This is a genomic window from Cellulomonas endometrii, assembly GCF_949769265.1.
GTDB classification, from domain to species: domain Bacteria; phylum Actinomycetota; class Actinomycetes; order Actinomycetales; family Cellulomonadaceae; genus Cellulomonas; species Cellulomonas endometrii.
On the sequence record NZ_CATKPC010000008.1, the window covers coordinates 100,819 to 115,140 of the forward strand.

A 14,322-nucleotide genomic window follows, 5' to 3' on the forward strand; every position below is an offset into this window, starting at 1 on the left:
GACGCGCGGTGACCGCCCTCCGGGGCGTGCGGGATCAGGACAGCGCGGCGGCCGTCTCCGCCGGCGCGATGGTGCGCGTCGCGATGAGGTCCCGGTACCAGAGCGCCGAGTCCTTCAGGGTGCGCTCGCAGGTGTCGTAGTCGACGCGGACGATGCCGAACCGGCGGTCGTACCCGTAGGCCCACTCGAAGTTGTCCATCAGCGACCACACGAAGTACCCGCGCACGTCGGCGCCGGCGTCCATCGCGGCACCGACCGCGTCGATGTGGTCGTGCAGGTACTCCACGCGGGGCAGGTCGTGCACCCGGCCGTCGGCCGACACCTCGTCGGCGAACGCCGCGCCGTTCTCTGTGACCGCCAGGGGCAGCGAGGGGTAGCGCTCGTGCAGCGAGACCAGCAGCTCCGTGAGGCCGGCGGGCTCGATGTTCCAGCCCATCGCGGTGTGCGGGCCGGGCTGCGGCAGCCACTCGACGTCGTCGCAGCCGACCCACGGGCTGACCTCGGACGACTTGTGGCCGTCGACGCCCGGGCTGCCGTCGCCGACGACCGGCTCGCCCTGCAGGCGCTGGACCCGGCCCGTCGAGTAGTAGTTGACGCCCAGCAGGTCGATCGGCTGGCGGATCAGCTCCAGGTCGCCGTCCTGCACGAAGGACCAGTCGCTGACCGCGGCGGTCTGGGCGAACACCTGCTCGGGGTAGCGGCCCTCGAGCAGCGGCTGCAGGAACACCTCGTTCGCCACGGTGTCGACCTGCTGCTTCGCGGCGACGTCCTCCGGGGCGTCCGACGCCGCGCGGGTGACGTGCAGGTTCAGGGTGATGGACACCTGCGCGGCGTCGCCGAGCACGTCCCGCACGGCCCGGGCCGCGAGCCCGTGGGCGAGGTTGAGGTGGTGCACCGCGGCGAGGGACGCGGCCGGGTCGGTGCGGCCGGGCGCGTGCACGCCGGAGGCGTAGCCCAGGTAGGCCGAGCACCACGGCTCGTTGAGCGTGGTCCACACGGTGACCTTGTCGCCCAGCGCCTCGGCCATGCGGCGCGCGTAGTCGGCGAACCGGTAGGCGGTCTCGCGGTTGGTCCAGCCGCCCGCGTCCTCCAGGGCCTGCGGGAGGTCCCAGTGGTACAGCGTGACGACCGGGGCGATGCCGGCCTCGACCAGCCGGTCGACCAGGTCGACGTAGAAGTCGATGCCCTCCTGGTTGAACTCGCCCGAGCCGGTGGGCTGCACGCGCGGCCAGGCGATCGACAGGCGGTAGGCCTGGAGGCCGAGACCCTGCATGAGGGCGACGTCCTCGGGCACGCGGTGGTAGTGGTCGGCGGCGACCGCGCCGGTGTCGCCGTTGAGCACGGCGCCGGGCTGCGCGGAGAACGTGTCCCAGATGGACGGGCCGCGGCCGCCCTCGGTCGCGGCACCCTCGATCTGGTACGAGGCGGTGGCCGACCCCCACAGGAAGTCGGCGGGGAACTGGCGTCCGGACGGACGGGACGTGGTCATGGGGTTCCTCGGGGCTGTCGGTAGGACGGGACGACACTGTCGAATCGATACGATACACGAGCGTGGAAGCGCTCCCGCACGGCTTCCTGCGCGGGCGGCCTGTGCGCCTCCCTGCACGCCTCCTCAGGCCTCCGCCCCCGAGACTGCAGCAGGCGGGGGGTTCGAGCGCGTCGAACCGCCCGGCTGCTGCAGTCTCGGCGCCGGCTCGCCGGGGGTGGGGGCGAGGGGGGGGCGCCGGGGGGGGCCGGGGCGGCCAGGGGGGCGGCCGCCTCCGCCGTGGCGCCCTCCGCGGCGACCGGGGCGCCCAGCCCGTCCGCGACCGACCACGCCGCGGGCACCGCGCCGCTCGCCTCGACCAGGACCGTGCCGCCGGCGCGGGTCACGTGGAACACCGCGTCGCCGCGAGCGCCCGCGACCGTCACGACGCGCTCGTCGCCGTCGCCCAGGCCGAACACCCGCAGCGTGACGCCCTCCGTGTGGTCGTAGTCCGGCCGGTCGGTCCGCGCGCCGACCGGGAGCACCGTCCCGGGCCGCGCGAGCAGCGGCAGCGAGTCGAACCCGTGGGTCTGCGTGTACCAGCGCGGGCCGGACAGCGTGGACCCGTCGAGCAGCGACGTCCACTCCCCCTCGGGCACGTAGACCTCGACCGTGCCGTCCGCCGAGAACACCGGCGCCACCAGCAGCGACCCGCCCAGCATGTACTGGGTGTCGACCGTCGCGGCGCCCGGCTCGTCGGGGAACTCCACGACCATCGGCCGCATCGCGGGCAGGCCGTCGGTGTGCGCCTCGCGCCCGACCGCCGACAGGTACGGCATGAGCGACAGCTTCAGCTCGGTGAACCGGCGCGTGACGTCCACGGACTCCTCGTCGAACGCCCACGGCACCCGGTACGACGACGACCCGTGCAGCCGCGAGTGCGACGAGAGCAGGCCGAACGCGAGCCACCGCTTGAACACGGCGGCGTCGGGCGTGCCCTCGAACCCGCCGATGTCGTGCGACCAGAACCCGAACCCCGACGACGCGAGCGACAGCCCGCCGCGCAGGGACTCGGCCATCGAGACGAACGTGGACTCGCAGTCGCCGCCCCAGTGCACGGGGAACTGCTGGCCGCCGGCCGTCGCGGAGCGCGCGAACAGCACGGCCTCGCCCTCGCCGCGGACCTCCTTCAGCAGCTCGAAGACCGCCTTGTTGTACAGGTGCGTGTAGTAGTTGTGCATCCGCTCGGGGTCGGAGCCGTCGTGCCACACGACGTCGGTGGGGATCCGCTCGCCGAAGTCGGTCTTGAACGCGTCGACCCCCATGTCCAGCAGCTCGCGGAGCTTGCCCTGGTACCAGGCGGTGGCGTCGGGGTTCGTGAAGTCGACGAGCGCCATGCCCGCCTGCCACAGGTCCCACTGCCACACCGAGCCGTCCGCGCGCTTCACGAGGTAGCCGAGCTCGCGGCCCTCCTCGAACAGGTGCGAGCGCTGCGCGATGTACGGGTTGATCCACACGCACACCTGCAGGCCGCGGTCGTGCAGCCGGGCGAGCATGCCCTTCGGGTCCGGGAACGTCGCCGGGTCCCAGACGAAGTCGCACCAGTGGAACCGGCGCATCCAGAAGCAGTCGAAGTGGAAGACCGACAGCGGCAGCCCCCGGTCGGCCATGCCGTCGATGAACGACATGACCGTGTCCTCGTCGTAGTCCGTCGTGAACGACGTGGACAGCCACAGCCCGTAGGACCAGTCCGGCACGCGCGCCGGCCGGCCGGTCAGCGCGGTGTAGCGGCGCAGCACGTCCTTCGGCGTCGGGCCCGCGATGACGAGGTACCGCAGCCGCTCCCCCTCGACGCTGAACTGCGTGCGGGACACGACCTCGGACCCGATCTCGAACGACACGTGGCCGGGGTGGTCGACGAACACGCCGTACCCGGCGTCGGTCAGGTAGAACGGCACGCTCTTGTACGCCTGCTCGGAGGCGGTGCCGCCGTCGGCGTTCCAGACCTCGACCGTCTGGCCGTTCTTGACGAACGGCGTGAACCGCTCGCCCAGCCCGTACACGTGGTCGGCGACGCCGAGCCCGAGCTGCTCGCGCACGAAGTGCCGGCCCTCGGCGTCGGTGACCACGCCGACGCCGCGGGACGTCGCCCCGGTGACGTGCCGGCCGTCGACCTCGACGTCCAGCGCCCACTCCCCCGACGTCGCGACGCGCGCGGTGAGGTTGCCGGTGGTGAGGGTCGCCCGCGGGTCCTCGGCCGTCGGCCCGGTGACGGTCACGTCGGGGCGGTTGCCCGCGAGCGCGAACGCCGGCCCGGGATCGACCCCGCCGCGGTGGTGCTCGATGGTCACGCCGAGCACCCCCTCGGCCGGGGAGTCGAGCGTGAACGTGATCAGGGGGCTGTTCAGCGTGTCGCCGCGGGTCTCGAGGCGGCCGGTGCCCGCGTAGGCGGTCAGGGACCGCTCGCCGAGCACGACCTCGTCGACCGCGCGGGGCCGCAGGACCGTGACCCCGGGCAGGTTCTGCCAGTAGCCGTCGGTGAACTTCATGTGGTGGTACCCGTCCTACTTGACCGCGCCCGCGGTGATCCCGCGGGTGAGCGTGCGCTGGAAGATGAGGAAGAAGACGATCGCCGGGATCATCGACACGAGGGCGCCCGCGTTGGTCGTGGGGGCGTCCATCATCCGGTCGCCCTGCAGCGACGCGAGGGCCACGGGGATCGTCTGGGTGGCGTTCGTGGTCAGCATGACCAGCGGGATGAAGAACTCGTTCCAGGTCCAGATGAAGAAGAAGATCACCAGGACCGACAGCGTCGGCCGGACGACCGGGAACACGATGCTCCACAGCGTGCGCCACCGGCCCGCGCCGTCGAGCGCCGAGGCCTCGAGCAGCGCCTTCGGGAACGTCCCGAGCACCGACGACAGCAGGTACGTGCCGAACGCCGACTGGATGACGGTGAAGATGATGATCACCGACCACTGGTTGTTGGACAGGCCGACCTCCTGCGCCATCTGGAACAGCGGGTAGACCAGCACCTCCTGCGGCAGCATGTTCGCGAGCAGGAACAGCGTGACGATCGACATCCGGCCCTTCACCTTGCCGACGCCCAGCGCGTACGCGCTGAACAGCGACAGCCCGGTGCCGAAGATCGCGACCGTGGCGGAGATCCAGATGGAGTTGACCAGCTTCTCCGGGAAGTTCACGCGCTCCCAGAAGTTCCGCAGGCCCTCGGTGTAGAGCTCGACCGGCCAGCTGAGCGGGCCGTTCTGCGAGTAGTCCGCCGGCGCCTTGAACGCGTTGAGCACCATGATCACGAACGGCACGAGCATGACGGCCGCGACCAGCACGGCGCCGGCGAGCACGAACCAGCGGGCGGTGCCGCGGCGGTGCCGTCGGTCGGCGTCGGTGGCCTTGGCGGGGGCGGGCGGCTTGCGCGACCCCACCGCCCGCGGGGGCAGCGTCTCGATCGGGGCAGCCATCAGCGACCCTCCTCCTCACGGCGGGCGCTGCGGGCCTGCAGCACCATGATGGCGACGGCGATCAGGATGATGAGCACCGTCAGGACGTTCGCGATCGCGGCGCCGTAGCCGACCTTCGACTTGTCGAAGAAGTTCAGGTACGAGTAGTAGCTCGGCACCAGGGTCGAGGACTCCGGGCCGCCGCGGGTCAGCACGTAGATGGGGCCGAACACCTTGAGCGCGGCCACGGTGCAGGTCAGGGTGATGACGAACGTCTCGGGCTTGATCTGCGGGAGCGTGATCGCCCGGAACCGGTGCCACCAGCCCGCGCCGTCCAGCTCCGCGGCCTCGTACAGCTCCGGGTCGACCCGCTGGAGGGCCGACATGAAGATGACGACCGGGTAGCCGATCTGGATCCAGATCAGCACGACCATCACGGTCGGCAGCGCGGTGTCGGTCGACCCCAGCCAGTTCGGCGGGTTCGCGACGCCGATCTCCCGCAGGATCACGTTCACCGCGCCGGTCTGGGAGTTGAGGATCCAGTTCCACAGCACGCCGGCGACGGCGACGGGCAGGATCTGCGGCAGGTAGTACGTGGCGCGCAGCACCGAGGCCACGCGCGGGCCGAACCGCTTGCCCAGGACGTCGAACAGCGTCGTCGCGAGCAGCAGGCCGATCAGCGTCGGCACCACCACCATCGCGATGATCATCGCGATCGAGTTCCGGAACGACGTCCAGAACTGCTCGTCGGCCAGCAGGTCGGTGTAGTTGCCGAGCCCGTACCAGCGCAGCGGGGCGTTCCCGCCCTTCCACTTGTGCAGGCTGTAGTAGATGTTCATCCCGAACGGGATCAGGATGACGACGGTGAACGCGATCAGCCCGGGCAGCAGGTAGGGCAGGTACCCCAGCCGCTCCCGCGAGCGGCGCGGGCGGCGCGGGGTGCGTCCGGCCCGCGTGGCCGCGGGCGGCGCGGTGCGGTCGACGGTGGTCATGCGGCTCCTCGAGGTTCGTCCGGGGTGCCCGGCCGGCGACGCGGGTCGCGCCGCCGGCCGGGCGGGGTGCGAGGGTCAGCCCTCGAGCAGGTCCGTCTTGCCGTCCTCGTAGGCGGACGACAGGCCGTCCAGCACCTCGGAGGGGGTCTTGGACTGGTTGACCAGCGACTGGAGCTCGCTGACGATCACGTCGTAGTAGCCCGGGACCGGCCAGTCGGGGTAGTACGCGAGGCCGTCCTCGTCGAGGATCGCCTCGAAGTTCTCCGTCATCTCCTTGGTCTTCTCGTCCGTGATGGTCGAGGAGTCACCGGCGACCGGCAGACCGCCGGCCTGGCCGAGGATCTCCTGCACCTCCGGGCGCAGGGTGATGTCGATGAACTCGTACGCCAGGTCCTTCGCCGTCGCGTTCTCCGGGACGACCCAGAGGTTGCCGGACGAGCCCGGGTGCATCGTGTTCTCGGGGAACAGCGTCTGGCCCCAGGTGAACGGGATCTCCTCGGCCAGGCGGCCGAACCACCAGGAGCCGGAGACCATCAGCGGGTAGGTGCCGTTGATGAACGAGACGCCCATGTCCTCGGCGGTCAGGGCCGCCGAGTCCGACGCGATGTAGCCGGCCTTGACCCACTCGTCGAGCTTCTCGGTGGCCTGCGTGAACGCCTCGTTCTGGAAGTCCACGTCGGCGTTGAACAGCTGGTAGTCGTCGATCAGGTCGCGGTCGGCGTAGTGCAGCACCAGCTCGTACCAGAGCTGGCCCATCGGGTACTCGGCGCCGGCCTCGGCCAGCGGCGTGACGCCGTTGTCCTTGAAGGTCTTCAGCGCCGCCTCGAACTCGTCGAACGTCGTCGGCACCGCGATGCCGTACTGGTCCAGCATGTCCTGGTTGTAGTAGACGCCCACGAACTCGCCGTAGTTGGGGACGCCGTACCAGTCGCCCGAGCCCATGAGGCCCTGCTCGTCGTACGTCGCGGTCGTCTGGATGGACGCGGGGAGCGTCTCGTCCCAGCCGCGGGACTCGGCCTCCTCCGTCAGCGGGGTCAGCAGGCCCTGCGACGCGAGCTGCCCGGCCGTGGCGTTGCCCTTGTTGTACTCCATGACGTCCGGCACGTCGTCGCCGGTGAGGAAGATCTTGGCGTTCTTCTGGATCTGCTCGAACGTCTGGTTCTCGACGACGACGTCGACGTCCGGGTTCTCGTCCTCGAAGATCTCGATGGCCTTGGCCCACGCCTGGCCCATCGCCGAGTCCTCGTTCTCGTAGTGCCAGATGGTCAGCGTGTCGGCATCCCCGCCGCCGCTGCTCCCGCTGTCCCCACCGCACGCCGCCAGGGCCAGCGGTAGAGCGAGCACCAGGGCGCCCGCCAGGTACCTCCTGCGCTGAACTGCCATCACACGTCCTCCTCGTCGAGTTCCTGCTGTGCTGTCTCGGGCCGGCGGGTGCCGGTCGCCGTGTCGTGCTGTCTAGGTGGCGGCGCCCGCGCGGACGGGGGCCGGTCCGGTGCTGCCGCAGTCCACGAGCCGGCACGGCACCAGCGCGGGCGGCGGCGTGCGGCCGTCGTCCAGCAGGGCGAGCAGCGCGTCGACGCCCGCCGCGCCGAGCCGGGCGCCCGGGGCGTGCATGGTGGTCAGCGGCGGGACGGTCTGCCCCGCGACCGCCGGGGACGACACGACCGCCAGGACGGACAGGCCGTCCGGGACCGCGACGCCCCGGGCGGCGAGCTCCGCGACGACGCCGAACGTGGCGTCCTCGTTCATCGTGATGACGGCCGTGGGGCGGTCGCCGGAGTCGAGCAGCCCGGCCAGGGCGGCGCGCCCGCCCGGGACCGACTCCTCGGCGTGCACCTGCACGGGAGTCAGACCCCGGTCCGCCATCGCCCGCTCGTACGCCGCCGACGCCCGCACCGTGGGGCCGTGGCCCTCGGCGACGCGGTGGGCGGCGTGGTTGACGAACGCGATGCGGCGGTGCCCGAGGCCTGCCAGGTGCGCGACCGCCTCGTCCAGCGTGGCCGCGAAGTCCACGTCCACGCTGGGCAGGTCGGCGTCGTCGGCGGTCCGGCCGATCAGCGCGACCGGGACGCCCGCCGCGCGGAGGGCACGCACCCGCGCGTCGTCCAGGTGCACCTCCATGAGGAGCACGCCGTCCGCGAGTCCCTGCCGGGCGACCTCGACGATCCCCTCGGCGTCGTCCACCGCGAACGGCCAGAGCACCAGCTGGTACCCCCGCTGCTGGGCGACCTCCGCCGCGCCGAGCACGAACTCCGCCGACGTGCGGCTCAGGCCGGCGTCCCCCACGGGGTAGGTGAGCGCCAGCACGCGGCTGCGGCGGGAGGCCAGGCCGCGGGCGAGGGCGTTCGGCCGGTAGCCGAGCTCGTCCATCGCCGCCGTGACGCGGGCACGGGTCGTCGCGGCGACCGGGCGGGCGCCGGTGAGCGAGGCCGAGACGGTCGAGAGGGCGACGCCGGCGCGACGGGCCACGTCCTGCATGGTCACCATCCCCTCGCCCTCCTCCTCGACGGCCGTCGCGACACCTCGTCGATGGGGTGTCGAAGCGCTTCGCGCGCCGCCACTGTAGGACGGCTCGGTGCATGGCGTCCAGACCCGGAGATATCGAATCGGTCACGGCGTTCGTCGAAGCGGTTCGATACTATGTCACGACGCGCCCGGCGTGTCCACCCGTGTGATCGGGCGGCGGCCTCCCCGCGACCCTCCGTCGGAGCGCGTCGCGCGAGACGCGATCGTCGAAGCGTTTGCACACGTCAGGACCGTTCCGGACGCCCGGTGCGCCCGTCGCGCCGGGGGCGGAACCGGCCCGGCTCGCGCCTGCGTGCCGGCGGGTCCCGCCTCCCGGCGCGTCCAGGCCCCGGACCTGCGCCGACGCGGGCGCACGCGCTACTACCCTGGGCGGATGGCGACCATCGGCGACGTGGCCCGGGCGGCGGGCGTCTCGGTGTCGACCGTGAGCTACGTGCTCAGCGGCAAGCGCACCATCTCCGCCCCCACCCGCGACCGCGTGCAGCGCGCCGTCGCGGACCTCGGCTACCGCCCGCACGCCGGCGCACGGGCGCTCGCGTCGAGCCGGAGCAACGTGATCGCCCTCATGGTGCCGTTCCGGCCGGGCATCAACGTGCAGATCATCATGCAGTTCGTCGGCGGCGTGGTGACGACCGCCCGGGAGCACGACCACGACGTGCTGGTGCTCACGCAGGACGACCCGCAGGGCATGACCCGGGTCGCCGCGAGCTCGACGGCGGACGCGCTGATCGTCATGGACATCGAGGCCGACGACGCCCGGCTGCCCGCCCTGCGGGCGCTGACCCTGCCGAGCATCCTCATCGGCGTGCCGGACGACACCACCGGCCTCAGCTGCGTGGACCTGGACTTCGACGGCGCCGGACGCCTCGCGGTCCGGGAGCTCGCGCGGCACGGCCACGCGCGCCTCGCGCTCGTCGGGGCCTCCCAGGACCGGCTCGACCACCGCGCGAACTACGCCGTGCGCATGCGGCACGGCGTGCTCGACCAGGCGGCGACGAGCGGCGTCGAGGCCGTCGTCGTCCCCGCGGACCCGACGTTCACCGGCGGCGCGCTCGCGATGGACCGGGTGCTCGACGAGCACCCCGGGACCACCGGCCTGGTCGTGCACAACGAGGCAGCGCTCGGCGGCGTGCTCGCGCGCGCCGCGGAGCGGGGGCTGCGGGTGCCCGAGGACCTGTCCGTCGTGGCGGTCAGCCCGGCGGACATCGCCGCCGCGCTGCCCGTGCCGGTGTCGACCATCGAGGTGCCGGGCGAGCGCATCGGCCGGATCGCGGTCGAGATGGTGATGGCGCGCCTGGGCGGCGAGGACCTGGCGGAGACCCGCCTGGTCGGGCCCGCGTACACGGACCACGGGAGCGTCACGACGCCCCGGTCGTGACGCCGACCGGCACGGACCGCCGGTGCGGCCCGGCGGTCCGGGCGGCTCAGTCCGTGACGAGCCGCCCCGCCCGGTAGACCGCCACGGGCGCGAGGTCCTGGTCCGTGACCACCACGTCGGCGCGACGGCCCACGGCCAGCGCCCCGAGGTCGGGCCGCCCGAGCACCTCGGCGGGGGTGGTCGCGGCGGCGCGCACGGCGGCGACGATCCCGATGCCCGACCCCACCACGGTCCGCACCACGTCGAGCAGGTGCGCGGTGCCGCCGGCGATCGCCCCGGCGGCGCCGTCGTCCTCGAGGATCCGCGCGACGCCGTCACCGACCCGCACCGCCATCGGGCCGAGGCGGTAGTCGCCGTCGGCCATGCCCGCCGCGGCCATCGCGTCGGTCACCAGCGCGATCGAGCCCGGCCCGACCAGGTCGAAGACCGCCCGCACGGTGCCGTCCGCGAGGTGCGTGCCGTCCGCGACGAGCTCCACCACGAGGTCCCCGCGCGCGGCGGCGGCGAGGCACGCCGCGATCGGGCCCGGGTCCCGGTGGTGCAGCGGGCGCATCCCGTTGAACAGGTGGGTCGCGGTGGGGCGCGGCGAGCGACCGCGGCCGCCCCCGCCGCCGGCCGCGGCGCTGCGCCGGCCGCCCGCGAGCAGGGCCCGGGTGCGCGCCACCGCGGCGTCGACCTGCTCGGACGACGCGTCGGTGTGGCCGACCGACGGCACCGCGCCGCTGCGCACGAGCGCCGCCAGCACGTCGTCGCCCCCGGTGCCGGGCCCGTCCGCCCCGCCGTGCCCGTCGGCGACGCCCGGCACCTCCGGCGCGACGGTCATCGTGACGAGGTGACCGCGCGCGGCGGCCGCGAGGTCGGCGACCAGGCCGGGGTCGCCCGCGAGCATGTCCGCCGGGTTCTGCGCGCCGCACCGGTCGACCGACAGGAACGGCCCCTCCGAGTGGATGCCGACGAGGTCGCCCGACTCGACGAGGTCCGCGAGCAGCGCGGCCCGCGACAGCAGCACGTCGCGGGGCGCCGTCACCAGGGAGGCCACCAGGCTGGTCGTCCCGTGCCGCAGGTGCTCCCGGGCCGCGACCAGCGCGTCCTCGCGGGTCGTCGCGTCCGGGAAGCTGGCCCCGCCGCCGCCGTGGTCGTGCAGGTCGACGAGCCCCGGCAGCAGCGTGGTCCCGGGCGCCGGGTCGGTGGGCAGGTCGTCGGCCCACGTGCCGGGCAGCTGGGAGGCGGGACCGACCCAGGCGATCCGTCCCTGCGACAGGACCACGGCCCCGTCGGGCACGACCTCCGTCGGCGTCACCACCTCCCCGCGCAGCACGAGGTCGGCGGCGGGGCTCTGAGCGCGGGTCACCCGCCCATTCTGGCCCACGGGACGCCCTCATCGGCCGCACCTCGCACCCTGAGTGGACGGTTCGAGCGGACACGCCGTCGGCGCGTCGGTCGGGACGTCCCACCCGAGCGGTCCGCGCCGCGGGACGGGGCGTCAGAACAGGCGGGAGTCCACGTCGTCGACGCCGCGCATCGCCTCGTAGTCCAGGACCAGGCAGGCGATCCCGCGGTCGGTCGCCAGGACGCGCGCCTGCGGCTTGATCTCCTGCGCCGCGAACACCCCGCGCACCGGTGCGAGCAGCGGGTCGCGGTTGAGCAGCTCCAGGTACCGGGTCAGCTGCTCGACGCCGTCGATGTCGCCCCGGCGCTTGATCTCGACCGCCACGGTCACGCCGGAGGCGTCCTTCGCCAGGATGTCGACCGGCCCGATCGCCGTCGGGTACTCGCGCCGCACCAGGGTGTGCCCGGAGCCGAGGACGTCGATCTGCGCGGCCATCAGCTCCTGCAGGTGCGCCTCGACGCCGTCCTTGACCAGCCCCGGGTCGACGCCCAGGTCGTGCTCGGAGTCGTGCAGCACCTCGTGCAGCTCGATCACGAGCCGGTCGTCGCTCTTCGTGTGCTGCACGGTCCACACCTGCCGGACGCCGCGCTCCAGGGCCTCCCCCGCGGCGTCCTCGGTGCGCAGGGTGCACGGCGGGCTCATCCAGTTCAGCGGCTTGTACGAGCCGCCGTCCGAGTGCAGCAGCACCGAGCCGTCGGCCTTGACCACGACCAGGCGGGTGGCGAGCGGCAGGTGGGCGTTCAGCCGGCCGCTGTACCGGGCCGAGCAGCGCGCGACGAGCAGGCGCATCGGGATCTCCTTCGCGGCGACGGGTCGCCCGGGCTCGCGCCGCCCGCGAGGGCCCGGGTCAGATGACGGTGTGCGCGACCGGCGGCGCGGCCTCGAGCCAGGACGTCAGCCCGGCGTAGGCCTCGGCGGTCATCAGCAGGTCGACGGACTCGCCGCCGCCCACCTCGCAGCGCACGAGCAGCGGCCCGCGCAGGTCGCCGCCCGGTGCGACCGGCCGCCGCTCGACGACCGCGATCGCCCCGCGGGGCCAGACGTGCTCCGGGCGCGGCGCGAGCGACCGCAGCCGCCACCAGTACAGGTGCCGCGCGCCGTAGTGCGCGATGCCCCGCACCCCGCGCCCGCCCTGCTGCACGGAGCAGCGGAACGAGCCCACCCGCCGCGTGAGCGTGTGCCAGCGGGACACCCCGAGCCCGACCACGACGACCGCAGCCAGGACGAGCAGCAGCGCGACGAGCGCGATCTGGTGCCCGCTCACCGCCGGTCCGTCAGCGGCCGGACGTGCCGGAGGCCACCGCCTCGGCGGCGTCCACGACGACGGTCACCTGGTCGGCGTCGACGGAGAGGAACCCGCCCTCGACCGTCCACCGGTGCACGGCGCCGCCGGCCTCGATCACCCGGACCTCTCCGCGCCGGAGCACGGAGAGGACCGGGGTGTGACCTGCGAGGATGCCGATCTCACCGTCGGAGGCGGGCGCACTGACCTGGCGTGCCTCGCCGGACCAGATGGTGCCGTCGGTGTCGACGAGGTCGACCTCGAGCTGGGCCATGTGGGGGAACCTCCTGCGGTGACGGTGGGACGGCGGACGTGACGCGGGTGGCGTCAGCGTCAGACGCCGTACTCCTTCTGGATGCGGGCCCAGTTGCGCTCGAGGTCCTCGAGCCCGCCGATGTTGAAGAACGCCTGCTCGGCGATGTGGTCGAACTCGCCGTCCGCGATCTTCTTGAACGCCTCGACCGTCTCCGACACCGGGACCGTGGAGCCCACGACGCCGGTGAACTTCTCGGCCATGTAGGTGTTCTGCGAGAGGAACTGCTGGATGCGGCGCGCACGCGCCACGACCGTCTTGTCCTCCTCGGAGAGCTCGTCCACACCGAGGATCGCGATGATGTCCTGCAGCTCCTTGTTGCGCTGCAGGATCGACTTCACGCGGGTGGCGACGTCGTAGTGCTCCTGGCCCACGTACCGCGGGTCGAGGATGCGCGACGTCGACGCCAGCGGGTCCACCGCGGGGTACAGACCGCGCGAGGCGATCTCGCGGGACAGCTCCGTGGTGGCGTCCAGGTGCGCGAACGTCGTGGCCGGGGCCGGGTCGGTGTAGTCGTCGGCGGGCACGTAGATCGCCTGCAGCGAGGTGATCGAGTGGCCGCGCGTCGAGGTGATGCGCTCCTGCAGGAGGCCCATCTCGTCGGCGAGGTTCGGCTGGTAGCCCACCGCGGACGGCATGCGGCCGAGCAGCGTCGACACCTCGGAACCGGCCTGCGTGAACCGGAAGATGTTGTCGATGAACAGCAGCACGTCCTGCTTCTGCACGTCGCGGAAGTACTCCGCCATCGTCAGCGCGGACAGGGCGACGCGCAGACGCGTGCCCGGCGGCTCGTCCATCTGGCCGAAGACGAGGGCGGTCTTGTCGAAGACGCCCGCCTCCTCCATCTCGACGATGAGGTCGTTGCCCTCGCGGGTGCGCTCGCCGACGCCGGCGAACACCGACACGCCGCCGTGGTCCTGGGCGACGCGCTGGATCATCTCCTGGATGAGGACCGTCTTGCCGACGCCCGCACCGCCGAAGAGGCCGATCTTCCCGCCGAGCACGTACGGCGTCAGCAGGTCGATGACCTTGATGCCGGTCTCGAACATCTGGGTCTTCGACTCGAGCTGGTCGAAGGCCGGGGGCTTGCGGTGGATCGGCCAGCGCTCGGTGACCTCGAACTTCTCGCCCTCGGCGAGGTTGAGCACCTCGCCCGTGACGTTGAAGACGTGGCCCTTGGTGATGTCGCCGACCGGGACGCTGATCGGGGCACCGGTGTCGGTGACCTGGGCGCCGCGGACGAGGCCGTCCGTGGGCTTCAGCGCGATGGCGCGGACGAGCGAGTCACCGAGGTGCTGGGCGACCTCGAGCGTCAGCGTGAACGACGCCTCGCCCTCGCCCTGGCCCGACAGGTCGATCGGGACGGTCAGCGCGTTGTAGATCTCCGGGATCTGGTCCGCGGGGAACTCGATGTCCACGACGGGCCCGATCACACGGGCGACGCGGCCCACGCCCGGCGTGCGGGTGGAGTCCTTCGCGTCGACGGTGGTCGCGGTCATGTCTGCCTCGCTTCGGTCG

Annotated in this window: 12 protein-coding genes; 1 reads left to right on the forward strand and 11 read right to left on the reverse strand. The window is 72.9% G+C overall.

From position 1 onward, the window contains the following. Positions 1 to 34: 34 nt before the first annotated feature. The 6 genes from QNH85_RS10670 to QNH85_RS10695 all read right to left on the reverse strand — a co-directional run bounded on the left by QNH85_RS10670 (position 35) and on the right by QNH85_RS10695 (position 8,402). Entirely contained in the window at positions 35 to 1,489 is a 1,455-nt protein-coding gene (locus tag QNH85_RS10670; RefSeq protein ID WP_282946375.1) for a glycoside hydrolase family 1 protein, read from the reverse strand. Further along, the gene (yicI, locus tag QNH85_RS10675) at positions 1,486 to 4,014 is read right to left on the reverse strand and encodes an alpha-xylosidase (protein WP_282946376.1); all 2,529 of its coding nucleotides are present in this window, start codon (positions 4,012 to 4,014) and stop codon (positions 1,486 to 1,488) included. The genes QNH85_RS10670 and yicI overlap by 4 nt, the downstream gene beginning before the upstream one ends. Positions 4,015 to 4,029: 15 nt before the next feature. Next, entirely contained in the window at positions 4,030 to 4,944 is a 915-nt protein-coding gene (locus QNH85_RS10680; RefSeq protein ID WP_282946378.1) for a carbohydrate ABC transporter permease, read from the reverse strand. Further along, complete coding sequence (locus tag QNH85_RS10685; RefSeq protein ID WP_282946380.1) at positions 4,944 to 5,915, reverse strand: carbohydrate ABC transporter permease; 972 nt, start codon at positions 5,913 to 5,915, stop codon at positions 4,944 to 4,946. The genes QNH85_RS10680 and QNH85_RS10685 overlap by 1 nt, the downstream gene beginning before the upstream one ends. Positions 5,916 to 5,990: 75 nt before the next feature. Next, positions 5,991 to 7,298 (reverse strand): ABC transporter substrate-binding protein, encoded by a 1,308-nt coding sequence (locus QNH85_RS10690; protein WP_282946382.1) that lies wholly within the window; start codon positions 7,296 to 7,298, stop codon positions 5,991 to 5,993. Positions 7,299 to 7,370: 72 nt separating this feature from the next. After that, entirely contained in the window at positions 7,371 to 8,402 is a 1,032-nt protein-coding gene (locus QNH85_RS10695; RefSeq protein ID WP_282946383.1) for a LacI family DNA-binding transcriptional regulator, read from the reverse strand. Between the two features lie 412 nt (positions 8,403 to 8,814). Between QNH85_RS10695 and QNH85_RS10700 the strand changes: the two genes are divergently transcribed. Continuing rightward, positions 8,815 to 9,819, forward strand: coding sequence for a LacI family DNA-binding transcriptional regulator (locus QNH85_RS10700; protein ID WP_282946385.1), 1,005 nt, complete (start codon positions 8,815 to 8,817; stop codon positions 9,817 to 9,819). A 46-nt stretch (positions 9,820 to 9,865) separates the two neighbouring features. On the opposite strand, the gene QNH85_RS10705 is transcribed toward QNH85_RS10700, so the two are convergent. The 5 genes from QNH85_RS10705 to atpD form a co-directional block, all read right to left on the reverse strand. After that, a complete protein-coding gene (locus QNH85_RS10705; RefSeq protein ID WP_282946387.1) occupies positions 9,866 to 11,170 on the reverse strand; it encodes an N-acetylglucosamine-6-phosphate deacetylase in 1,305 nt (434 codons plus the stop codon). A gap of 132 nt (positions 11,171 to 11,302) precedes the next feature. Beyond that, a complete protein-coding gene (nucS, locus tag QNH85_RS10710) occupies positions 11,303 to 11,998 on the reverse strand; it encodes an endonuclease NucS (RefSeq protein ID WP_282946389.1) in 696 nt (231 codons plus the stop codon). A gap of 58 nt (positions 11,999 to 12,056) precedes the next feature. Next, on the reverse strand, positions 12,057 to 12,473 hold the full coding sequence (locus tag QNH85_RS10715) for a DUF2550 family protein (RefSeq protein WP_282946391.1): 417 nt from the start codon (positions 12,471 to 12,473) through the stop codon (positions 12,057 to 12,059). Between the two features lie 10 nt (positions 12,474 to 12,483). Then, a complete protein-coding gene (locus QNH85_RS10720) occupies positions 12,484 to 12,765 on the reverse strand; it encodes a F0F1 ATP synthase subunit epsilon (protein ID WP_213282263.1) in 282 nt (93 codons plus the stop codon). Positions 12,766 to 12,824: 59 nt separating this feature from the next. Beyond that, positions 12,825 to 14,303 carry a F0F1 ATP synthase subunit beta gene (atpD, locus tag QNH85_RS10725; protein ID WP_282946394.1) on the reverse strand — a complete coding sequence of 493 codons (1,479 nt, stop codon included), beginning with the start codon at positions 14,301 to 14,303 and terminating at the stop codon, positions 12,825 to 12,827. Between the last annotated feature and the right edge of the window lie 19 nt (positions 14,304 to 14,322).